Raw genomic sequence first — 22,585 nt, forward strand, 5'->3', positions numbered from 1 at the left:
GCAATTCCTACTGAGGGTAATGGCGGGCGCCAAAAATGGCACTGCCCACACGTACTAAAGTTGAACCATTCGCGATAGCCAGCTCCAAATCGGCTGACATGCCCATCGACAAAGTATCAAGCTCAAAGCCGTTTTCTTGCAGCTTAAGCTGACATTGTTTCAGGATTTGAAACTGTTTGGCGAGCTTTACCGCATCATCCGTTGCCTCGGGGATGCACATCAGGCCGCGCAATTGCAGCCGCGGCATCCGGGTAATCGCCTCGGCCAGCGTGATTAATTCGTCGGGGCTGATGCCCGACTTACTTTCCTCGCCGGAAACATTGACCTGCAAACACAGATTAAGTGCCGGTAAATGTGCCGGGCGCTGGGCAGAAAGGCGCTCGGCAATTTTGAGGCGGTCTATGGTGTGTACCCAGTGCGCGCATTCGGCAACGATGCGAGTTTTATTGCTTTGCAGCGGTCCGATAAAGTGCCAGACCAGATCGGCGCAATCGCCTAGCTCAGCCTGCTTGCTGCCCAGCTCCTGCGCATAGTTCTCGCCAAAATGGCGCTGACCCAGCTGGTATAATTGCCTTACATCTTGAGCCGGAAAGGTTTTGCTCACCGCCAGTAAGGTGATTTCTGTCGTATTTCTCGCGCAGGCTGTGCATGCAGCAGCTATCCTGCCTTGTACGCCTTGCCATGCTTCAAATAACGTTGCCATAATGAACAAAACTTTGTCAGGATGTTTGCGAGTATTGCCACCGACGGCAGCAAAGTGCAAGCCTGATTCGTGAATAAGAGGAAGAATTATAAATGGAAATCTCGGAACTCTTAGCGTTTTCGGTCAAGAATAAGGCATCGGACTTGCACCTGTCGGCAGGGTTGCCACCGATGATCCGGGTTCATGGCGATGTGCGCCGCATCAATCTGCCTGCAATGGATCATAAAGACGTACACGATATGGTGTACGACATCATGAACGATGGTCAGCGCAAGATTTATGAAGACACGCTGGAATGCGATTTTTCGTTTGAAATTCCCAATTTGGCGCGTTTTCGGGTCAATGCCTTTGTGCAAAACCGGGGTGCTGGCGCAGTATTTCGGACCATTCCGTCCAAGGTGTTGACGCTGGAAGAGCTCAATGCGCCTAAAGTGTTCCAGGATATTGCCATGAATCCGCGCGGGCTGGTGCTGGTGACCGGGCCGACTGGCTCGGGTAAATCCACCACGTTGGCGGCGATGATCAACTTCATCAATGACAATGAATATGGCCATATTCTGACGGTGGAAGACCCGATCGAGTTTGTCCACCAATCCAAAAAATGTCTGGTCAACCAGCGTGAAGTCGGCCCGCACACCCTGTCATTTGCCAACGCCTTGCGCTCTGCCTTGCGTGAAGACCCGGATATTGTACTGGTCGGCGAGATGCGCGATCTGGAAACAATCCGTCTGGCTTTAACTGCGGCGGAAACCGGGCATTTGGTGTTTGGTACTTTGCATACCAGCTCGGCAGCGAAAACGATTGACCGTATCGTCGACGTATTTCCTGCTGCTGAAAAAGAAATGGTTCGCTCGATGTTGTCCGAATCATTGCGCGCTGTTATTTCGCAAACGCTGCTCAAGACCAAGGATGGTACAGGCCGCGTGGCCGCGCATGAAATCATGATCGGGATTCCGGCGATCCGTAACCTGATCCGTGAAAATAAAGTAGCGCAAATGTATTCGTCGATTCAAACCGGCTCTGCACACGGCATGCAAACTTTGGATCAATGTCTGCAGAATCTGGTACAGCGCAATATTGTGTCGGTTGCAGAGGCGCGCAATAAAGCGGCCATTCCGGATAACTTCAAAGGTTAATCGCTGGGGCAGGTGAAAAATGGAAAAAGAACAAGCAGCCAAGTTTATGCATGATTTGCTGCGACATATGCGCAGCAAAAATGCCTCGGATTTATTTATTACGGTGGATTTTCCGCCTGCAATGAAAATTGATGGCCGTGTAACACCGGTGTCGAATCAGATGTTGACTGCGCAGCACACCAAAGAGCTGGCGCGGGCGATTATGAACGACCGACAGTCGGAAGACTTTGAAGCCAATAAGGAATGCAATTTCGCCATCAGCCCGGGCACGATGGGGCGCTTCCGGGTGAATGCCTTTATGCAGCAAGGCCGGGTTGGCATGGTGCTGCGGACGATCAACTCCGAAATTCCCAAACTCAAAGAACTGAATCTGCCGCCGGTACTGGAAGACATTGCGATGACCAAACGTGGTCTGGTAATTTTTGTCGGCGGTACAGGCTCGGGTAAATCGACTTCGCTGGCGGCCATGATCGGCCATCGAAATGAAAATGCATACGATCATATTATTACGATTGAAGACCCGATCGAGTATGTGCACGAGCACAGAAACTCGATCATTACCCAGCGCGAAGTCGGTGTGGACACCGATTCATGGATGGCCGCGCTGAAAAATACGCTGCGGCAAGCCCCGGACGTCATTCTGATCGGTGAGATTCGTGATCGCGAAACAATGGATTACGCGATTGCTTTCGCCGAAACCGGCCACTTGTGCATGGCAACGCTGCACGCCAACTCGTCCAACCAGGCGCTGGACCGGATTATCAACTTTTTCCCCGAAGAGCGTCGCCAGCAATTGCTGATGGATTTGTCACTCAATTTGAAAGCGTTTGTTTCGCAACGCTTGGTGCCGCATGCATCGGGCAAAGGCCGAGTTGCTGCAGTTGAAGTTATGCTCAATTCACCGCTGATTTCCGAGCTGATCTTCAAGGGTGAAGTTCATGAAATCAAAGAAATCATGAAAAAATCCCGCGAGCTGGGGATGCAGACATTTGATCAGTCTCTGTTTGATTTGTTTGAAGCTGGCTGGATCACTTATGAAGATGCATTACGCAATGCCGACTCGGTGAATGATTTGCGTCTGCAGATCAAGCTCAATGGTTCGGATGCGAAACAGCGTGATGTGTTGGCAGGGCTTGACCATTTGGATATCGTTTAGGTGATGGGCGCTGTCTTGACCGTGTTGACGACTGCCAAATCCATTCCTGTTTTCCCGCTGCGGCGTATTGCTGTGGTGCTGATGGCCGGGCTCAGCTTCTCGTCCGTGCAGGCGGCCATGCTGGGCGAGATCAGCGTGCGCTCAGCCTTGGGCGAGCGCTTTAACGCGTCGATTACCGTGGCTGCAGCGGAAGACGAAGACCTGAATGCCAACTGCTTTCGTTTGGTGTCTCCGCAGGATGAAAATGCCAGCGGTGTTTTGCGTCGTGCCCGTCTGGTCTATCAGTATGAAGTAGGCGGCGGTCGTCTGCTTATCCGTGGCGAGGAAAGCACCAGTGAGCCCTTGGTCACGCTGGGCGTTAAAGTCAAATGCCCTGGTGAAGACGAGCGGGTTTTTCAGCGGGACTACCGGATTTTCCTCGATCCGCCTGAGTATCGCTCGGGTATCACGCAGCAAGCCACAGACACGGTGCTGCCCACCGTAAAAAACACCGTCCGGCGCAAACTGCCCGCGCTCGGCGGGAGCTGGCTGAGCGAAGAGGGTGATTCGGTCGCCAAGATTGCGGCCAGCTATTATCCGCGCGATAAAGCGCGCCAGCAGGCAATGATCGAAGCCATTTACGAGCTGAACCCCGATCTGCCACAAAATACCAATGCGCGCTTAAATGGCGATTGGCGTATCCAGCTGCCCATGCCGCAGCAAAAAGCGACTCCGGTCCCCGCGCCGCTGATTCCAGCTCTGCAATTTGATCTGCCTGCCGCTAAACCGCTGGAAAGCCTGCCGCGCTTGAGTTTGGAAAGCGATCCATCCACGCCCGACAGTGCCAATATGGCGCGCGGTTCCGGCGAGTTCAGATTGCGCCTGTCCGAAATCAATCTTGATACGCAAAGACCGAATACGCTGACCCCTGAGCAAACGCTGCAGTTGCGTGAGCGTTTGCTCTCGCTTGAGTCAGACGATCAGGCGGCGCAGATGCTGCAGCTGAAATATCAGGTGACCGAGCTGGAAAAACAGCTGGCCAGTCTGAGAAATAGCGGTAGCACAAATAGCGACAATCAAGCGGATGAGGACGGTAAAAAAGCTACCGATTCCGCTCTGGCAGGCTGGCTATGGCCTTTGCTGGCGCTGTTGCTGATTCCCGTGGCCTATCTGGGCTGGCGTCGCTGGCAGGGCCGAAATAGCGAGCCGGATGAACTCTACACTGTGATCTCGCCATCTACCGCCTATTTGCGTTCTCATTCGCGGCTTGATTCTGATACCGGATACGCCCAGTCGGTGACCTTTGGCGGGCTCGATACCCATCAGATCGGTACGCCTATTCACCGCGATCAGAACGAAGAATGGCATAGCGAAGACATGGACGTGGTTTCTCCGGGCAATGTGACCGAAGAAGCCCAATTGCTGCTTGATCACGGCCTAGTACCGCAGGCGATCAATTTGCTCAGCCATGAAATCCAGCAATACCCGGCCGCCTTGGCCTTATGGATGAAATTGTTCGAGATTTTCCAGCGCAATGGCATGCCAGAGGCTTTCCAGGAAAAAGCGGTGGCATTCCGGCTGCAATTTGCCAGCGATGCCTTATGGAAAAATGTGCAGGAGCTGGGCTTGTCCATCGACCCGGCCAATCCTTTGTACCAGTCGCTTGATCTGAATAATGAGCCTCAGCTCATGCCCGAAGAGCCGCGCTTTGCCAACAATGAAGACCTGGCCTTTGCCAACGCCCTGCACGCTGGAGCTGGGCTGGATATGCCCGATGAAGTCGCCGTTCTGGAGCCGGCTCCGGTGCAATCTACGCCCCAGACCGGCCATGAGTTCGACTTTGACCTCGATAGCCCCGCCACCCAAGTAGAGTACGAAGCGCCGACTTTCGAGCTGGTCGCCGACTCCGCTGAGGATGAGTCGGATGCCAATGACGTGACTCAATATCAAGGCGGTAGCGCACTTGACGCAATCGCCGCCACTGAAGTGGACGAGATTCAAATTGATGCCGTTGAAACGGTCGACGAAATTGAGTTAAGCCCGCTCGCTCCAGCCACGCCAACGCCACTGGAGCCGCCAATGCCGACCTCGGCGGCCGGTATTTTCAAATCGGACGACCCTGCCTTGCAGGAAATCGCCCGCTGCATCGAAAACGGCCAGCGCAAGGAAGCTTTTGCCCAGCTCGAAGAAATGCTCTACAAAGGCACCATGCCGCAACGCCTCACCGCCTCCAAGTGGCTGGACAAATTGCTGGGGATGTTCGGCAGCAATTAATGGATTGGCGGATGGCTTGTAGCAAGTGGTGAAGTTGTGCGATTGCGCTGGCAAGATTGATCACCAGTAAAAAGGCCTTGGATTCGTCCAGGGCCTTTCTGTTATGCATACATTGATTTCAATTTTATGGTTCAAGAATATGTCTTTTAATCTCGATGAAAAATACATCCAGGTGGCCGAGCTGGAGCTGGGAGCCGCGCTCCCAGAGTCTTACCGCCTTGCCATGCAAAAAGAAAATGGCGGCAGTATTAAGGTCTCTGGCGATATATGGCAGCAATATCCAATTGCAGATACATCGGAGCGTAAACGTCTTGTGCGTAGTTGCAATCACATCATTAAAGAAACGGCTTTTTATCGCGACTGTGGTTTTTTCCCTGAGCATGCTATTGCCATCGCAAGCAATGGCTGTGGTGACCAGCTTGTTTTTATTCATACAGATAATGAAGATAATGAATTTTTACCAGCCGTTTATATCTGGGCGCATGAATCGGGTGAGTTAGACATGGTGGCGGATGACTTTTCGAATATCAAGTCGGTATGAGAAGGGAAACGTCTGATTACGCATCACTGATCGGAGCTGCTAGACCAATCAATGGTAGGGTATATCAATGATGGTTAATTAGGCATTGATCTGCAGATGTACACATACGGTATGTATATGCCGCACTGGTTGCTTCGCGTGAATTCCTTTACAGCTGCGCCGAGCGCGATAATTGTGGTTGTTTGACGTTTGTATAGCCTGCTAGCGCAGGCGGTGAACCGGCCGTTTCGCCGGCCTGACGAGCAAGGGACGGGTCTTGCTCCGTCCCTTGCAACCCTCGCGCGCCCGATCGCCGCGAAGCCCCGTCCGTCCGGCAATTGGCAAGGCGCCGCAAAACTCGCTGCGCGCTAGCGTCGCGCAGCTCAAACAGGTTGCGGCTTAAAACCTTGCCAACCGCCTCCCGAACGGCGCGGCTCCACGGGCAAGCCGGTCTAATTGTCATTTGTGTAAATTTGCTAAAGCAAAAGCAAAGTCGCGGCAAATATCTAGCGGATTCATTCGGTGCAATTCGCTACGCTCAGTGCACCCTACAGGGTATGTCGATACAGATCAATTTGAAGCTAGCCTTCAGGGTTACACCGTGGCATGTATATCCTGAAATCGTTGGTCTGCACCAATTCCCCTGCGTCTGCGCCGAGCGAGGAACGGGCGGGGCGGGGTTTCGGCGGGGCCTGTTTTGTTAAGCCCCGCCGCCGCCTTGATCCGTCCGCAGTCGAGGGCATCGGCGTAGCCGACGCAGATGTGGGGTCGCCTTTCTTTGCTTACTTTCTTTAGGCGAAGCAAAGAAAGTCAGTGCCGCGGCGCATAGCCGCCAATCCGTGGTGGATAACAAATTGCAGGCAAATAAAAACCGCCGTGGATGGCGGCCTTGAGCTTTGATTAATCCGGCGTAATGCCTTCGATGAGTACGTCCTACGTGGGGCTTTCCAAATTAATTTGATTCAATTGAATGTGTGAAAGGACGTTGCGCATTTGCTTAGCCATTGCACTGGCCTCAAAACCTGCGGGTTTCCGTTTTGCGGTTGAAATGCGTTCTATACAGTCAATGACTTGTTCCAATAGTAATAAATATTGATACTCAAGGCTTTGGTCTTTTACCACAAGCCAATCGATTTGGGCTACGGAGACAATTGCTCGTATTTTGGGGCGTAAACTGACGTAGTCACGTGTTTTTATAAATGAATTTCCCCATCCTTCAATATCGGCAATTTCCAAACCACAATAAAATTCATCAACGTAACCACCAAAGTGCAAATCCCGCAAGCCATCATTGATCAATTTCTCAAGTGCATTGAGATCAACCCGCCAACGCCCATGCTCTTCTGGTTCGCCATAATAAACAATTTGCGTATGTTCACTGCCTAAAAAAATAACTTCACCACCTGTTCTTATTCTGAAGCTAAATTTCATGCAATACCTCAAGTTGAATGAAGTTGAGTGGTTTTATTAGCCATGTAGGGCGGGTCTTGATCCGCGCCGACCTGCATTTGAATCAATCGCTAAATTGGCGGGTTACGCCTTCGGCTAACCCGCCCTACGCTGGTGCTGATGGGTATATGGTTGTAGTCCAATCTAATAATTGGCTACAACCATATACCCGTCATGAAAATTATTCTCTCGGAATCCCCAACGCCCTCGCCAAATACAGCCCCGTATGACTCGCCTTATTATGCGCGACATCTTCCGGTGTACCGGTAGCGATGATTTGGCCGCCGCCTGCGCCGCCTTCTGGCCCCAGATCAATCACCCAATCCGCCGTTTTAATCACATCCAGATTGTGCTCGATCACCACCACGGTATTGCCGTGGCTAGCTAGTCGCTGAACGACTTTGAGCAGCAGGTCGATGTCGTGGAAATGCAGGCCGGTGGTCGGCTCGTCGAGGATATACAGCGTGCGGCCGGTGTCGCGTTTCGAGAGTTCGAGCGCGAGTTTCACGCGCTGCGCTTCACCACCTGATAGCGTGGTGGCGCTTTGGCCGAGGCGGATGTAGCCAAGGCCGACGTCGAGCAGCGTTTGCAATTTGCGTGCGACGGTGGGTACGGCGTTGAAGAATTCGAGCGCGTCTTCGACGGTCATATTCAGCACTTCGGTGATGCTCTTGCCTTTGTATTGCACTTCCAGCGTTTCGCGGTTGTAGCGCAGGCCGTGGCAGACGTCGCATGGTACGTACACGTCGGGCAGAAAGTGCATTTCCACCTTGATCACGCCATCGCCCTGACACGCTTCGCAGCGCCCGCCTTTGACGTTGAACGAGAAGCGCCCCGGGCCGTAGCCGCGCTCGCGCGCGACTGGTACGCCAGCAAATAGCTCGCGGATTGGTGTAAACAGGCCGGTGTAGGTGGCGGGGTTGGAGCGCGGTGTGCGGCCGATTGGCGATTGATCGACGTTGATGACTTTGTCGAAATGCTCCAAGCCAGTCACTTCGCGATACGGCGCTGGCTCGCATCCAGCGCCATTCAGATCGCGCGCGGCGATGCTGTACAGCGTGTCGTTGATCAGCGTGGATTTGCCCGAGCCCGATACGCCGGTGATACAGACCATCAGACCCACCGGCAATTCGAGCATCACGTCTTTCAGATTATTGCCCGTTGCACCGATCAGGTGCAGCCAGCGTTCTGGGTCAGGCACGCGGCGGCTTTCAGGCTGGGCGATTTTGCGTTTACCGGTCATAAACTGGCCGGTGATCGAATCGGGATTGTTGAAGACTTCTTCCGGCGTGCCGGCGGCGATGACTTGCCCACCGTGCACACCCGCGCCGGGGCCCATATCGACCAGATAATCGGCGGCGCGCATCGCGTCTTCGTCGTGTTCGACGACGATCACGGTGTTATCCAGATCGCGCAAATGCATCAGCGTACCGATCAGGCGGTCGTTATCGCGCTGGTGCAAGCCAATCGATGGCTCGTCGAGGACATACATCACGCCGGTCAAGCCCGAGCCAATCTGGCTGGCGAGGCGAATCCGCTGTGCTTCACCGCCCGATAGCGTATCGGCGCTGCGCTCTAGGCATAGATAATCGAGACCGACATTCACCAAGAAGCCAAGACGTTCGCTGATTTCCTTGACGATTTTTTCGGCAATTTGCGCCTTGTTGCCTTCGAGAACCAGAGTTTGGAAAAAGTGGAGTGTGTCTCGCAACGCCAATCTAGATAAGGCGTGTAGATTATTACCCCCCACCCGTACATGGCGAGCTTCTTTGCGCAGGCGCGCGCCGTCGCAGACTGGGCAGACTTGATTGTTTTGATATTTGGCGAGCTCTTCACGTACCGACATTGAGTCAGTTTCGCGGTAGCGGCGCTCCAGATTTGGGATGATGCCTTCAAAATTATGCACGCGCTCGAACTTGCTGCCGCGCTCGTTCATATAAATAAACGCAATTTCCTCGCGGCCAGAACCGTGCAAAATCACTTGCTGCAAATCACTCGTCAATTCTTCCCAAGGTGTTGCGGTGTCAAAACCATAATGCGTCGCCAGACTGGTGAGCATCTGGAAGTAAAACTGATTGCGCTTGTCCCAGCCCTTGATCGCGCCAGCGGCGAGGCTGATTTCGGGGTGCGCGACGACGCGTTTTGGGTCGAAGAAAGTTTTTTGCCCCAAACCATCGCAGCTTGGGCACGCGCCCATTGGGTTGTTAAACGAGAACAGGCGCGGTTCGAGTTCAGGCAGGCTGTAGCTGCAGACCGGGCAGGCAAATTTGGCCGAGAACCAATGCTCGTTGCCAGAATCCATCTCAACTGCAATCGCGCGGCCATCGGCGTGGCGTAACGCAGTTTCAAATGATTCAGCCAAACGTTGTTGCAAATCGGCGCGCACTTTTAAGCGGTCGATCACCACTTCAATCGTGTGTTTTTTGTTTTTATCGAGTTTGGGCGTTTCATCGAGCTCGAACACTTCGCCATCGACACGAACGCGCACAAAGCCTTGCGCACGCAGCTCTTCAAATAGATCGACGTTTTCACCTTTTTTGCCGATGACCACCGGCGCGAGCACCATCAATTTGGTGTCTTCGGGCAGCGCCAGCACATGATCGACCATCTGGCTGACGGTCTGGCTTTGCAGTGGCTGATCGTGGTCGGGGCAGTAGGGCGTGCCGACGCGCGCGAACAAGAGACGCAGGTAATCGTGAATTTCGGTGACGGTGCCCACGGTTGAACGCGGATTGTGGCTGGTGGCTTTTTGCTCGATCGAGATCGCGGGGGAGAGGCCTTCGATCAAATCAACGTCGGGCTTTTCCATCAATTGTAAGAATTGCCGTGCGTAGGCCGACAGCGATTCCACATAGCGACGCTGGCCTTCGGCGTACAAGGTATCAAACGCCAGCGATGATTTGCCCGAGCCGGACAGACCGGTAATCACGACTAACTTGCCACGCGGCAAGTCGATATTGACGTTCTTCAGGTTGTGCGTCCGCGCGCCGCGAATGCGGATCATCGGCTGGTCTGGCTCTAATGCAGCAGGGCGATACATGGCGTTGTCCGGCGATTAAAAACAATCAAAGATTGTAGCGCTTTATGCTGGCGCAAGATAGTACATAGTACGTTTGTTCACCATGCAAACGCGTGCCTTTGCCGTGCCGGAATAGAGCCTGGAAAATCAAGGCCGGGGTATTGCTCTGTAGCGATTATTGGCTTTTGTTTAGATGGCAATACCCGGTGTCGTTTAAATATAAATTGCGCTAAAAGTGGTGATGCGGCGCAATCGGGTAAAATGGGCGCCTTGATGACGTGGCCCGTGTTTTCGCGGGTTGCGGGCCAGCCGGATGTAATGCGAGATGATGAGTAAACTGGAATTGCGCGCCGCCAGTGGTTTGGCGGGTTTGTATGCCTTGCGGATGCTGGGCATGTTTTTGATTTTGCCGGTGTTTGCCGTGTACGCGGGCAAAATGCCCGGTGGTGAAAACCATGCGCTGGTCGGGCTGGCTTTTGGTGCCTATGGCTTGACGCAAGCCCTGCTGCAATTGCCATTCGGTATGTGGTCTGACCGGGTTGGCCGCAAAAAGGTGATTTATATCGGGCTGGCGCTGTTTGCGCTGGGCTCGATCATGTGCGCGCTGGCCGACCATATTATCTGGCTGATTCTGGGCCGGGCCGTGCAGGGCGCGGGGGCGATCTCGGCGGCGGTCACGGCGCTGCTGGCTGATCTAACGCGCGAAGAAAATCGCACCAAGGCCATGGCGATGGTCGGGGCCAGCATTGCCACTACGTTTGCGGTCTCACTGGTGGCTGCGCCCAAGCTGGCGCAATGGATAGGCCTGCCGGGGATTTTTCTGCTAACCGCTGCGCTGGCTGTGTCGGCGCTGATCGGCGTGTGGAAGGTGATTCCCAATCCGGCCATCAGCCGCTTTCATTCGGATGCCGAGGCCAATACGTCCCGTTTGCCGCTGGTGTTGCGCCATCCGCAATTATTGCGCCTGAACTACGGCGTATTTGCGCTGCATGCCGCGCAAATGGCGATGTTTACCGTAATGCCGCTCTTGCTCAAAGACATTGGCGGCATTGATGTGGCACATCACTGGTATGTGTACCTGCCGGTGGTGCTGGTTGGCTTTGTGCTGATGGTGCCAGCGATTATTTACGGCGAGAAAAAACGCCACCTGAAAGAAGTCTTCGTGTTTGCCATTGCGCTGATGTTGCTGGCGCAGCTGGGCATGACGCTGTGGTTGCCCAGCCTGACGGCGATTGTGCTCTGGCTGGGGATTTATTTTATCGCCTTCAATGTTCTGGAAGCGACGCAGCCTAGCCTGATTTCCAAAATAGCCCCCACCGAGGCCAAAGGCACGGCGATGGGCGTTTACAATACCTGCCAGTCGGCCAGCATGTTTATGGGCTCAGCGCTGGCGGGCTGGCTTTACCAGCATTACCACAGCGCCACGCCGGTGTTTGCGCTGTGTACGGCCTTGATGGCGATCTGGTTGCTGGTGGCCTGGGGCATGCAGCCACCGCTGCCGGTGAAGAGCCAAATGTTTCACATTGGCGAAGATTGGTCGGGCAATGCGGCCGAACTGTCTGCTAAACTAGGCGCCATTCGCGGCGTAAAAGAGGCCGTGGTATTAATTGAAGAACGTGTTGCCCTGCTCAAAGTCTTGCAAGACGGCTGGGATGAAGCGGCAGCACAACAACTGATTGCGGAGACCAACTAAATGGCATCGTTAAACAAAGTGTTGCTGATCGGTAACCTGGGCAAAGACCCTGAATCTCGCTTCCTACCGAGCGGCGGCGCAGTGTGCAATTTCTCAATTGCCACCACCGAGAGCTGGAAAGACAAAAACACCGGTGCCAAACAGGAAAAAACCGAATGGCACAACATCACTATGTACGGCCGTCTGGCTGAAATCGCCGGTGAATACCTGAAAAAAGGCAGCCAGGTTTACATCGAAGGCAAACTGCAAACGCGTAAATGGCAAGATAAGCAAACCGGCGCAGACCGTTACACCACTGAAATTATCGCCGACGAGATGAAAATGCTCGGCGGTCGTGCAGGTGGTGGCATGGGTGGCCAGCAAGGTGGTCAGGGTAGTTACGGCGGTGATGATTTCAATCAGGAATACAGCGCACCAGCAGCCCCACGCCAGGCCCCGCAAGCCGCACCACAGCCAGCAGCACGCCCGGCAAAAAGCTTTGACGACTTTGAAGACGACATCCCGTTTTAATCGTCCAGCTGCAAAATAGTAAAGGCCGCAAAGCATTAGCTTGCGGCCTTTATTATTTCTAGTCTAGACATCAACATCTCGGCCTAAGCGGACAGACAAAACTGCTGCGTAGCTGGCGAAATCAGTAGCGTCACTACAATCGGACTCTAAAATCACGTGCAGCTCAATACCGGGGGGGTCGATAAGGTTGTTTCCCGCTAGAGGCCTATTCATGCAAAGTTCAGCAATAAAAATGTTGACAAATCTCCTTGGTCACTAAAAAATTAGTCCACGGTCCATGGACGGTGGACTAATTGGATTAATGAAAAATGAAAAGTCAAGATATCCTATTGTTACTCAAGTTAGTGTCCCTTGAGCAGCAGGGGACTGTGCACAAGAAGGCAGGCCTCCTTGCGATCCACCAATTGATGGATCTGTCGTGGAAAGATTGGGACGAGGATAGCACCTTAGACTTTGAATCAACGCAAGATCCAACGCCAAGCGGCGACAGCAGCCCATATAGCGTCAGGGGGCTTGCTCAGCTAACCGGGATCGGCAAGTCAGAAATCAGCAATGCCTTGTCACGTTGTTTTTTTAGCGGGCTAGCTAAACAGGGCAGGGGTGACAGTTCGCTAACAGTGAACACCAAGGCGTTGTTGGAGTTTCTTGTTTATGGCATCCGCTACGTCTTCCCTGTCAAATTACAAGAAAATACGCGAGGCATCGCTACCTGCCTGACTGCACCGATCTTTGGAGGAGAGCTACGTTCGACGGAGCAATCCCCAGTTTGGCCATATGCAAAGGGCAACTCATCCGGCCCAGCCATTGAGCCCCTTTACAAAACGGTGCCGGTCGCTGTGAATCAGGACCCTCAGCTTTATGCAATGCTAGCATCGCTTGACTCTATCCGGCTGGGGCTGCCTAGGGAACGCAATCTGGCTGTCAAGAAATTGGAAACACTCCTTCGAGGCTAAGAAATGGCGACCAAAGAAGATCACATAGTGATGATCACCGCAGTGGCTAAGGCAATGGGGCAGGAACTCTGCAATGAAGTCGCTTTTGTCGGAGGGTGCACCACAGCTTTGCTTGTGACAGACTCCTATTCTCAAGGGCAAGTCCGTCACACCGATGACGTTGACCTGATTGTTCATGTCATCAGCACAGCTGGATGGCACAGTTTGTGCGAAAAGTTGCTTACTCGTGGATTTAAGGCGTCTATGGAGACAGATGCTGTTCCGATCTGTGCCATGCTCTTGGGCCAATTGCGCGTAGATTTCATGCCAGACGATGAAAGCATCTTGGGATTTACAAATCAGTGGTACAGAGAAGCCTTCCAGAAGGCTGTGCCATACCGACTTCCAATCGGCATGAACATCCGACTAATCCCTCCAACCTACTTTATCGCCACAAAGCTTGAAGCTTACTTACAGCGCGGTGATGATGATCCGATCGCAAGTCGGGATGTTGAGGATATCTTGACGCTGATTGATGGTCGCACCGAGCTGCTGGAAGAGCTACTGGACGCCCCCGAAATGCTCAAGACATATGTCAGCGTACAAATGGCCGCGCTGCATAAACACCGGGACTTCGAGTATGCCGTGCAGGCGGCGACCAACAATGATCCTTCAAGAGAGGATGTCCTTTTTGAACGTATCAAGCTAATCATTTCACAAGGCATCAGAGCATGAATGCCATTCCCCACTTTGACTGCTCATGGGTCAGTATCAAGGGATTTGATCAAGCCGAAAACCGCGATGCCGGGGGCGTGTTTGCCTGCGGCACTTATACGTTTGCCGTCATCATGGATGCGTCAGGGCATGGCACCAAGGCTATCTCATTCACTGCAATCTGGCTGAAGGCGCTGCTAGCACTGCTACCCGAATCAACTCCCACTGCTGACAGCGTTGTCCAGCTTATGCGGGAAGCCCATCAAAAACTTCGAGAAGCACGATTGTTTCAGGAACGGGCTTGTTTTGCTGCGTTGCTCATCCCACATGATCGTAGTCCCTGCACGGCGTTCATTAGTGGCGATTGTCGAATCGGATCTCAGCCCAAAGTTGAAGAAGTACATTGGCTGACTCCCGTCCACACTCTTGAAGCAGCCTCTGCCAAAGTCTTTAACGATGTGGGTGGGCTCGTAAACCGCCAACTTGTGACTCGGGTCTTGAAAGCCCGTAGGTTTGATCCGCCGGAACTGATGCAACTCAGCCATGACATAGGGCAAGCCTGGATTCTCGCAACAGATGGATTCTGGCGCTCAGATTGTTCTGCAGAAAAGTTGCCATCGGATGATTGTAGTTTCTTGCGCTTGCACCATGAAGGCACCAGCTCTGTCCAGCAGCATCACGATGATGATAACTTGCATCTCGTCGGTATATACGCGACCTAATTTTGTGTCCGTAAGATGTATGGCTGTATTAGTCGCCTCTAGTTTGCTAGATGCCTTTTGTGCTGCTTTGAACATGAAAGCAGCCACCATTTACCTGGTGTCCTAAGGACAGCTTTGGCCGAACTCCAGCCGCTGTGCGGGGTTGATTGAATGGTCGCTGTATTTCGTTAGCTGCTTCAAATAACAAGCAACTTTATCCACCACCCGAGCCCCTCACACTAGGGGCTTTTGTTTGTTTTTAGTGGGGAACATTTTTCGGTCAAACCAAGGCCATCAATTGCCAATCTGATCAGCGCTTGTCTTGGGCGTCCAGCTGTTGTGCAATGCGCTCGCGCATGTCTGCGGGGAGGGGATGGTCGGCGTGTTCGGCTTCGGCGGTGGATTGCTGTGCCAGCCATTGGCGGATGGTTTGTAGTTGCTGCTGGTTGCGGCGGCAGTGTTTGCACATCATCAGGTGCAGGCCCAGGCCGATTTTGCGGTAACGGCTAATCGGCTCTTCGGGGGCGAGCGTGAGCATATAGCTGACTTCACGGCAGTTCAACATGGCGGCCTCCTTCGCTTAGGCACTGGCGCAGGCTTTGGCGTGCGCGGTACAGCAGTTGGTACAGATTGGCGCTACTGATGCCCAGCTGCGCACAAACTTGCTCGGCGGGTTCGTCATTGAGTTCGCGCAGCCAGAATAATTGCGCCATGCGGCGCGGCAACCGAGCCAGACAGGCGTCGATTTGCTGTTTGATCTGCTTGCTGTCGAGTAGCCGCGCCGGGTCGTGCCAGTCTTGCGGTGGCACGGCCCAGTGGCCTTTTTGATCGAACAGATCGTCTTCGCCCACTGTTTGCCACTCCATCTGTTCGTCGTCCAGCTGGGTGACTTTTTGCTGGGCGCGGAATAGATCAATGATTTTGAATTTCAAAATGCCGATCAGCCAGGTGCGCGGGCTGGATGCGCCGCTGAATGCGGCGCTCTGCTCAATGGCGGCCAGCAAGGTGTTCTGCACCGCTTCTTCGGCCAGGTGCGGGTCGCGCAGGCGGCGCAGGGCAAAGCTGTAAAGTACATCGCCGTGTTCGGTCAGCCAGTTCAGTGCTTGCGTCATTGCGCGGCTCTTATGCGTGGTGTGGGCGTGTATCTTCGCAAACTGCGCCGCTGCGGTCTGCTGCGCAGACCAGTTGTTGCTGAAATAGCCACAGCAGCGCCTGATTGATGTCGGTGCGCTCGTCCACCGCCAGCGCTTGCTCCAATGCATCGCCCACGCTGGCCTGCTGTTGCAGCGCGCTAAAAAAAGCCCATTGCCCGTCGCTAACGGTTTGCCACTGGTAGCGGCTGATCATGATTTTCTGCCCGCCAGCGTCCAGATTGGCGCTTGGGCCGCCATCGTGCATGGCCAGAATGTCGGCGATGGGCCAGTTGGCCGAGGCCACCAGTTGCATGGCGGGGTGCAGCTGCAGGCGGTAGCTGGCAAAGTCGTCGCTGGCGACAAAAGCCAGTTGGTCGGCGGCCAGCTCTGGTGCGTCGGGTGCCAGCCAGGCTTGCCAGCGCGCCCAGTCGAGCAGTGCCACATCGGGCAGATAGGGCAGGGCGGCGGCGGGGGTAAATTGCGCAATGAAGCCGGGAAAATCGTCGCCCATGTCGTGCAGATTGGCCGAGGTGGCTGGGGTGACATCGACGTATTCGCGCGCCATGGCGCGAAAAAAATCAGCCCCCAGTAATTGCTCGACGGTGCTGAATGTCGCTTGCAGTGCTGCAATGCGGTTCAGGCGGCAATTGGCACGGTAGTGCCGCATCCTCTGCGCAAAGTGCAGGCCGCTGGCCGCAGGCGGCTGATTAGTGTCGCCTTCATGATTGAGTGCATGGGCAAATGCGCTGATGGCCTGAACGTAGTTCATTAATACACCCCACAGGTATTAGCTTGGGGGCTTTTTATTATTTGTTCTAACTGCATATACTCCTGGTGCAACTCGGCAAAGCTACCTAGCTGGGTGTCGCGTTCGAGCAAAACGGGTTTGTGCCCCCAGCGCTGCAGGGCGCTGCCCAGCAGTTGGCATACTTCGGCGCTGACTGCTGTGCCGTGCGTATCAACGGCGGTGCCTTCAAACCATTCAAAACCGGCAATGTGAATCTCTTCAACCAAGGTGCCGGGTATCCGGGCTAATTCGGCTTCGGCATCCAGCCCCAGGTTGAGCGTATTGACGTAAAAATTGTTCACATCCACCAGCAGACCGCAGCCGGTTCGCCGCGCCAGCTCGACCATCAGCTCGGCCTCGGACATGATTTCATCGGCAAAGCCGACGTAGGCCGAGACATTTTCAATCAGAATGGGGCGCTGCAGCGCATCCTGCACCTGCACAATGTGGCTGGCCAGATGTTCGACCACACCTTGCACACGCGGCACGGGCAGCAAGTCGTTAAAATAGCGGCCAGCAAAATGATTCCACGCCAGATGTTCGGAAATGGCCGCAGGCTCGACGCGCTCGGCCAGCTGTTTAAGCTGCGCCAGATGTCTATCATCCAGTTCACCCAGCCGCCCCAGCCCCAGCCCGACGCCATGCAGGCTGAGCGGGTAATCGCGGCGGATTTGCATCAGCTGCGCCAGCGCTTGCCCGCCGCCAAAATAATTCTCGCTATGCACTTCCCACCAGCCAACGTCCGGGCGGGTTTCCAGTACGGTAGGCAAATGGGGCGAGCGCAAGCCCAGCCCTCTCAGTTGTGGTAGTGTTGTTTTCATGGGGTATATCTTGCAAGGCTAATTATATTCTTGGTTGGGTGGCAATACCCTTGGTTGTATCCCTGGTATTGCCCCCGATCTGCACCGCGCTTACATCGGTTTTAGCGTGCCTTTCATCTCGACGCAAGTGCCTGCCGCGACGTATTTCCATTCTTTGCCATTGTTATCGCTTTTGGCTTGCCCGGCGCAAGCGTGGCCGTTGGCTGCACAATCGTTTTTGCCCGCTTTGGCAACGCCATAGCATTTTTCCTTGTCGGCAGCGAGGGCAGTACCGGAAACCCCGGCAGCCAATACAGCGGTCAGGGCAGTGCTCAGGATGAGTTGTTTATTCATGATCGTTTGCTCCAGAAGTGGTTTAAGCGACACCGTGATTGGCGTCTGATGCTTGGTCGGATAAGGTGATGGCTTTCTGACAGGGGCTGGCAAATTTTTTTGCGCCCCTCATAGATTAGTACGCGAAATGAACATCGTCGGAGGCAAAATGGAGATCACCAACTTGAAAGGCCTGGGGCCAAAAAGCCAGCAGATGCTGGCGCAAATCGGCATAGAAAATGCGGCGCAATTGCTGGCGGCAGATCCGTTCGAGTTGTACGCCCAATTGCGACGCCAGCAGGCTGGTGTATCGCTCAATCTGCTGTATGCCATGATCGGCGCACAAGAAAACTGTGCTTGGCAGCAGATCAAGCGCGATAGAAAAACCGAGATTTTATTGCGGCTGGACGAGATGGGGTGTGCGCCAGATTAAGCGGCTTTATCTTTGCAGCATCTCTTTTTCAAAGGTCAGGCTATCTTGCTCTTCCCATTTGTTTTTCAGCGCAATCAGCGCGTCCAGATTCGCCATAAAGGCCTCCACCAGCCGTGGATCAAAATGCGTACCCGAGCCGCGCTGGATTTCGGTGACTGCGGCGTCTATGCTCCAGGCTTGTTTGTACGGGCGCTTGGTAGTCAGTGCGTCAAACACATCGGCCAGCGCGACAATGCGCCCCGATTCCGGGATTTGCTCACCTGCCAGCCCAGCCGGATAGCCGCTGCCGTCCCATTTTTCGTGGTGGGTCAGCGCGATTTCGGCGGCCAGCGCAAACAGCGGCGAGTGGCCGCGGCTGAGAATCAGATGGCCGATCTGCGCGTGTGTTTTCATAATGTCCCATTCGTCCGGGTCCAGCGGGCGGGGAGCTTTCAAAATGTTATCGGGAATGCCGATCTTGCCGGTGTCGTGCATCGGTGCTGCCAGCTCGATGCGTTCGGCCATGTCTTCGTCCCAGCCAATGGCGCGGGCCAGAAAGCCGCTATACGCCGCCATGCGCCAGATATGCTGGCCCGTATCGTTGTCATTGAAATGCCCGGCCATTCCCATCATGTAAATGGTTTCCCGCTGGCTGTCTTCCAGTGATCTGGCACGCACCAGCGACAGATGCGTTTGAATGCGCCGCAGAACCACGGGGCCGGAAATCGGTTTCTGGATGTAATCAACCGCGCCCACATCAAAGCCGCGTGCTTCGTCCTCGTATTCGCACATGGCCGTGATGAAAATCACCGGTATTTCGCGCGTTTCTTTTTGCTGCTTCAAGCGGCTGCAGACTTCGTAGCCGTCCATCTCGGGCATCATGATGTCGAGCAAAATCAGGTCTGGCCGGTAGCGTAAGGCCGCTTCCAGCGCTTTTTCGCCATCGGTGGTGAAGTAGAGCTGAAAATGGCTGCGCAAGATTTGCCGCAAGACTTGCAGATTATTGGGCTCGTCGTCGACGATCAGGATTTTTTTCATGTTGTCAGCCCCAAAGTTTCGCCCAGTGTAGCCAGGTGGGCTTGTGCGGCATTGAAATCAAACGATTCGAGCATGCGCGATAGCGGTGCCACCTGTTCGGGCGGCAAAAATTTGCGCAAATCTTTTAGCAGTGGCTCGACCGTATCCGGGTTGAGCTGGGCCAGCTCTTCGTGCAGCCGCTTCATTAGCTCGCGAACCTGTTCTGCATCATAGCAAGCGGTTTGTTCTTCGGCCTGCTCGCGCTGCACATGCGTTTCAATCGATGTAATGGCCTGCTGCATGGCCTGTTCCAGCTGAGTTAGCGTGCGCAGATCCAGCGTGTTTTCGCTGCTCTCGCCAGCGGTGAGCAGCGGCTTGACCTGTGCATCCAGCTGGCAAACCAGATTAAAGACCTGGCTCAGGTAGAGATTGCCCGCCATGCCCTTGAGCGCGTGCAGCAAGCGGTAGGCATCGCCATAATCGGGCGGGTTGCGCCCCAGTGCCGATTGCAGCGCGGACATGGTATTGGCCTGCTGACGGGAAAACAGCAGCAAAGCGTCTTCATAGATTTGCGGGTCCTGCCAGACTGACAGCGCTTTTTTCAGATCGACAATGTCGGCCAGCTCGACAAATTCTTTGGCTAGCGGCTCGATGGTCGGCATCATGACCGATGCACTGGTATCACGCACGACGCCCAAGTTGGCTGGGGCGATTTCTTCCATGGCGCGGAACAGCATATTGAAATCAATCGGTTTGCCTTCGACAAAATTCATGCCCGCGCCAAGGCAACGCAAATGGTCTTCGTGCAGCACGCTGGCGGTGAGTGCAATAATCGGGATGGCCGTTTTATTGTGCGTCGCCTCGTAGGTCCGGATGCGACGGGTGGCTTCCAGCCCGTCCATATCCGGCATCATCACATCCATCAGGATGATTTCATAACCGCCCCGCATCATCGCCTGCACCGCTTCGCGGCCATTTTTAACCCAGTCTACCCGGTGGCCTTGTTGTGAAATGCGCAGCAAAGCCAGCGAGGCATTGGTTTCCAGATCTTCGGCCAGCAGCACATTAAACAGGCGCGGCGAGATATAAGCTTCGTTGAGCAGGCTTTCATCCTCATTAAAGCAGTGCTGCTCGGCGCTGATCGCGGGCAGCCTGGCGCTGAAATGAAAGGTCGAGCCCTGTTTCCACACGCTTTCAGCCCAGATGCGGCCTTGCATTTGTTCAACAATCTGCTTGCTGATGGTGGTGCCCAGCCCGGTGCCGCCGAAATTGCGCGTGGTGCTGGCATCGGCCTGGGAAAAAGCGTCAAAAACTTTAGCCAGCTGCTTTTCGGTCATGCCGATGCCGGTGTCGCTGATTGAGAACTGCAGCATATCGGGTTCTGGCCCAGCCATGACCTGCAAGCCGATTTCGCCTTTGTCGGTAAACTTGATCGCGTTGCCCAAGATATTGAGCAAGACCTGCCGCAGCCGAGTTGGGTCGCCCATGACTTTCATCGGCGTATTGCTGGCGACCTGGCACTGGTATTTCAGGCCTTTTTCCTGCACTTGCTGCTCGATGGTATGCTGCAAATCGCGCAGGACATTGGGTAGATGAAAAGGGATGTCTTCCAGCGTAAATTTCCCGCTTTCCAGCTTGGAAATATCCAGCACATCATTAATGATTCCCAACAAGGAGCGCGAGGCACGCAAGATGGTTCGGACATGGCCCTGCGTGGCTTCGCTCAATGCTTCGTCCTGCAGTACGACTTCGGCAAAGCCGATAATTGCATTCATCGGAGTGCGGATTTCATGGCTCATATTGGCCAGAAAAGCCGATTTGGTATGCGCGCCAGCTTCGGCGTCTTCTTTGGCTTGCTGTAGCTCGGCGGTGGCGCTGGCCACCATTTCGGCCAGCCGGTCGCGGTGCTTGAGTAGTTCGGCTTCGGCTTTTTTGCGCTCGCTGATATCGACAATAATGCCGACAAACATCGGTTCTCCGCCCACTTCCATACGCCCAACCGACAGGTGCATTGGAAATGTTGAGCCGTCTTTTTTGCGCCCCATTACCTCACGCCCTTTGCCGATCACGTGTGGATTGCCTTCGCGCAAATAGCGCGATAAATAGCCATCGTGTTCGGACTGATAAGGATCGGGCATCATGATTTTGATGTTTTGTCCCAGTACCTCGTCGCGGGCATACCCAAACAAGTTTTCGGCGGCCGGATTGAACGAACACACCTGGCCGATGGCATCAATGGTGATAATCGGATTGATCGCCGTATTCAGAATGGCGCGGGTGGTTTCCAGGCTATTGGCCAGCTCGGCTTCGGCGGCCTTACGCTCGGTCATATCGACAATAATGCCGACAAACATCGGCTCGCCGCCGATTTCCATGCGGCCTACCGACAGATGCATGGGAAAAGTCGAGCCATCCTTTTTTCTGCCAACGACCTCACGCCCTTTGCCAATCACGTGCGGGTGGCCTTCGCGCAGATAGCGCGCTAGATATTCGTCATGCTCGGAGTGATAGGGCTGCGGCATGATGATTTTGATGTTCTGCCCCAGGATTTCATGGCTTTCATAGGCAAACAGCTTTTCTGCCGCCGGATTGAAAGAGCACACAATTCCTTTGGCATTAATGGTGATAATCGGATTGATCGCCGTGGCCAGAATGGCCCGCGTGGTTTCCTGGCTTTGCAGCAGATCCGACTCGATGCTTTTTTGTTCGGATAGCTCGACAATCGAGCCGACAAAAACCCGCTCGCCACCCAGCCGCACTTCGTTGACCGCCAGCCAGATCGGAAAACTATGTCCATCACGGTGCTGGCCCATCACTTCGCGACCCTGACCAATAATGCGCGGCGCACCTTCCTGCCGATAGCGGCTTAGATACTGATCATGCTCGCCCTGGTAGGGCGCTGGCATCAGCATGGCGATATTGCGACCTAGAACATCTGCCTGGGTGTAGCCAAAAATGCGCTCGGATACGGCATCAAATGAGCAAATCAGTCCCTGCTCGTCAATTGTGATGGTGCCTACTGCGCTAATGCTGGAGCGTGGGGCTGTGGTCATGATCTTTCCTTTTGAAAGTACGCAGCCAAGAGAATTTTGGAATCGGAGTTCTTCATCACAGACAATTTTTCCCATGTTTTCAAGTCTGTAAGCGATGGCTGGTTGTCGGGGGAAGTAGGCAGGCTTGCAGCTGTTGCATCAGAAATCTGCACAGTGCCTTTGTGATATAAGCATGCATCTGTCAGATCAGCTATAAAGTTATGCGTGATTAAATCTTGCTTGCTTTTGCAGGCCTGACTTTTTTTGAAATAAATTACTCAAGGA

Annotated in this window: 20 protein-coding genes; 10 read left to right on the forward strand and 10 right to left on the reverse strand. The window is 54.2% G+C overall.

Annotated features, from left to right (window positions below; all coding sequences use genetic code 11):
• Window positions 1-7: 7 nt before the first annotated feature.
• Window positions 8-703 carry a YggS family pyridoxal phosphate-dependent enzyme gene (locus ABHF33_RS12400; RefSeq protein ID WP_348944244.1) on the reverse strand — a complete coding sequence of 232 codons (696 nt, stop codon included), beginning with the start codon at window positions 701-703 and terminating at the stop codon, window positions 8-10.
• A gap of 92 nt (window positions 704-795) precedes the next feature.
• Between ABHF33_RS12400 and ABHF33_RS12405 the strand changes: the two genes are divergently transcribed.
• The 4 genes from ABHF33_RS12405 (at window position 796) to ABHF33_RS12420 (ending at window position 5,789) form a co-directional block, all read left to right on the forward strand.
• Entirely contained in the window at window positions 796-1,839 is a 1,044-nt protein-coding gene (locus tag ABHF33_RS12405) for a type IV pilus twitching motility protein PilT (protein ID WP_157669675.1), read from the forward strand.
• Between the two features lie 19 nt (window positions 1,840-1,858).
• Window positions 1,859-2,995, forward strand: coding sequence for a PilT/PilU family type 4a pilus ATPase (locus ABHF33_RS12410; protein WP_348944245.1), 1,137 nt, complete (start codon window positions 1,859-1,861; stop codon window positions 2,993-2,995).
• 3 nt (window positions 2,996-2,998) lie between these two features.
• Window positions 2,999-5,248 carry a type IV pilus assembly protein FimV gene (locus tag ABHF33_RS12415; protein ID WP_348944246.1) on the forward strand — a complete coding sequence of 750 codons (2,250 nt, stop codon included), beginning with the start codon at window positions 2,999-3,001 and terminating at the stop codon, window positions 5,246-5,248.
• Between the two features lie 139 nt (window positions 5,249-5,387).
• Window positions 5,388-5,789: an SMI1/KNR4 family protein gene (locus ABHF33_RS12420; protein WP_348944247.1), complete on the forward strand. Its 402-nt coding sequence runs from the start codon at window positions 5,388-5,390 to the stop codon at window positions 5,787-5,789.
• A 912-nt stretch (window positions 5,790-6,701) separates the two neighbouring features.
• Here the strand turns inward: ABHF33_RS12420 and ABHF33_RS12425 are convergent.
• Window positions 6,702-7,199, reverse strand: coding sequence for a hypothetical protein (locus tag ABHF33_RS12425; protein ID WP_348944248.1), 498 nt, complete (start codon window positions 7,197-7,199; stop codon window positions 6,702-6,704).
• Window positions 7,200-7,398: 199 nt separating this feature from the next.
• Complete coding sequence (gene uvrA / locus ABHF33_RS12430) at window positions 7,399-10,257, reverse strand: excinuclease ABC subunit UvrA (RefSeq protein ID WP_348944249.1); 2,859 nt, start codon at window positions 10,255-10,257, stop codon at window positions 7,399-7,401.
• 307 nt (window positions 10,258-10,564) lie between these two features.
• Between uvrA and ABHF33_RS12435 the strand changes: the two genes are divergently transcribed.
• From ABHF33_RS12435 to ABHF33_RS12455, 5 genes are all read left to right on the forward strand, one after another.
• A complete protein-coding gene (locus ABHF33_RS12435) occupies window positions 10,565-11,929 on the forward strand; it encodes an MFS transporter (RefSeq protein ID WP_348946635.1) in 1,365 nt (454 codons plus the stop codon).
• Entirely contained in the window at window positions 11,930-12,439 is a 510-nt protein-coding gene (gene ssb / locus ABHF33_RS12440) for a single-stranded DNA-binding protein (protein ID WP_348944250.1), read from the forward strand.
• Between the two features lie 308 nt (window positions 12,440-12,747).
• Complete coding sequence (locus tag ABHF33_RS12445) at window positions 12,748-13,392, forward strand: hypothetical protein (protein WP_348944251.1); 645 nt, start codon at window positions 12,748-12,750, stop codon at window positions 13,390-13,392.
• Window positions 13,393-13,395: 3 nt separating this feature from the next.
• Window positions 13,396-14,106, forward strand: a complete 711-nt coding sequence (locus ABHF33_RS12450) for a hypothetical protein (protein ID WP_348944252.1) — start codon at window positions 13,396-13,398, stop codon at window positions 14,104-14,106.
• Window positions 14,103-14,807, forward strand: coding sequence for a hypothetical protein (locus ABHF33_RS12455; RefSeq protein ID WP_348944253.1), 705 nt, complete (start codon window positions 14,103-14,105; stop codon window positions 14,805-14,807). The genes ABHF33_RS12450 and ABHF33_RS12455 overlap by 4 nt, the downstream gene beginning before the upstream one ends.
• Before the next feature lie 289 nt (window positions 14,808-15,096).
• On the opposite strand, the gene ABHF33_RS12460 is transcribed toward ABHF33_RS12455, so the two are convergent.
• The 5 genes from ABHF33_RS12460 to ABHF33_RS12480 all read right to left on the reverse strand — a co-directional run bounded on the left by ABHF33_RS12460 (window position 15,097) and on the right by ABHF33_RS12480 (window position 17,860).
• On the reverse strand, window positions 15,097-15,351 hold the full coding sequence (locus ABHF33_RS12460) for a hypothetical protein (protein WP_348944254.1): 255 nt from the start codon (window positions 15,349-15,351) through the stop codon (window positions 15,097-15,099).
• Window positions 15,335-15,898: a sigma-70 family RNA polymerase sigma factor gene (locus ABHF33_RS12465; RefSeq protein ID WP_157669663.1), complete on the reverse strand. Its 564-nt coding sequence runs from the start codon at window positions 15,896-15,898 to the stop codon at window positions 15,335-15,337. Before ABHF33_RS12465 ends, ABHF33_RS12460 begins: the two co-directional genes overlap by 17 nt.
• 10 nt (window positions 15,899-15,908) lie before the next feature.
• On the reverse strand, window positions 15,909-16,688 hold the full coding sequence (locus ABHF33_RS12470) for a DNA-binding domain-containing protein (protein WP_348944255.1): 780 nt from the start codon (window positions 16,686-16,688) through the stop codon (window positions 15,909-15,911).
• The gene (bufB, locus tag ABHF33_RS12475) at window positions 16,688-17,527 is read right to left on the reverse strand and encodes an MNIO family bufferin maturase (RefSeq protein WP_348944256.1); all 840 of its coding nucleotides are present in this window, start codon (window positions 17,525-17,527) and stop codon (window positions 16,688-16,690) included. The genes ABHF33_RS12470 and bufB overlap by 1 nt, the downstream gene beginning before the upstream one ends.
• Window positions 17,528-17,617: 90 nt before the next feature.
• On the reverse strand, window positions 17,618-17,860 hold the full coding sequence (locus ABHF33_RS12480; RefSeq protein WP_348944257.1) for a BufA1 family periplasmic bufferin-type metallophore: 243 nt from the start codon (window positions 17,858-17,860) through the stop codon (window positions 17,618-17,620).
• A gap of 148 nt (window positions 17,861-18,008) precedes the next feature.
• Between ABHF33_RS12480 and ABHF33_RS12485 the strand changes: the two genes are divergently transcribed.
• Window positions 18,009-18,272, forward strand: coding sequence for a TfoX/Sxy family DNA transformation protein (locus tag ABHF33_RS12485; RefSeq protein WP_348944258.1), 264 nt, complete (start codon window positions 18,009-18,011; stop codon window positions 18,270-18,272).
• A 6-nt stretch (window positions 18,273-18,278) separates the two neighbouring features.
• Here the strand turns inward: ABHF33_RS12485 and ABHF33_RS12490 are convergent, their stop codons facing one another.
• Together ABHF33_RS12490 and ABHF33_RS12495 are read right to left on the reverse strand one after the other, a co-directional pair.
• Window positions 18,279-19,289: a response regulator gene (locus ABHF33_RS12490; RefSeq protein WP_348944259.1), complete on the reverse strand. Its 1,011-nt coding sequence runs from the start codon at window positions 19,287-19,289 to the stop codon at window positions 18,279-18,281.
• A complete protein-coding gene (locus tag ABHF33_RS12495; RefSeq protein ID WP_348944260.1) occupies window positions 19,286-22,321 on the reverse strand; it encodes a PAS domain S-box protein in 3,036 nt (1,011 codons plus the stop codon). The genes ABHF33_RS12490 and ABHF33_RS12495 overlap by 4 nt, the downstream gene beginning before the upstream one ends.
• Window positions 22,322-22,585: the final 264 nt, after the last annotated feature.

This window comes from Chitinibacter sp. FCG-7 (genome assembly GCF_040047665.1).
Classification (GTDB): Bacteria; Pseudomonadota; Gammaproteobacteria; order Burkholderiales; family Chitinibacteraceae; genus Chitinibacter; species Chitinibacter mangrovi.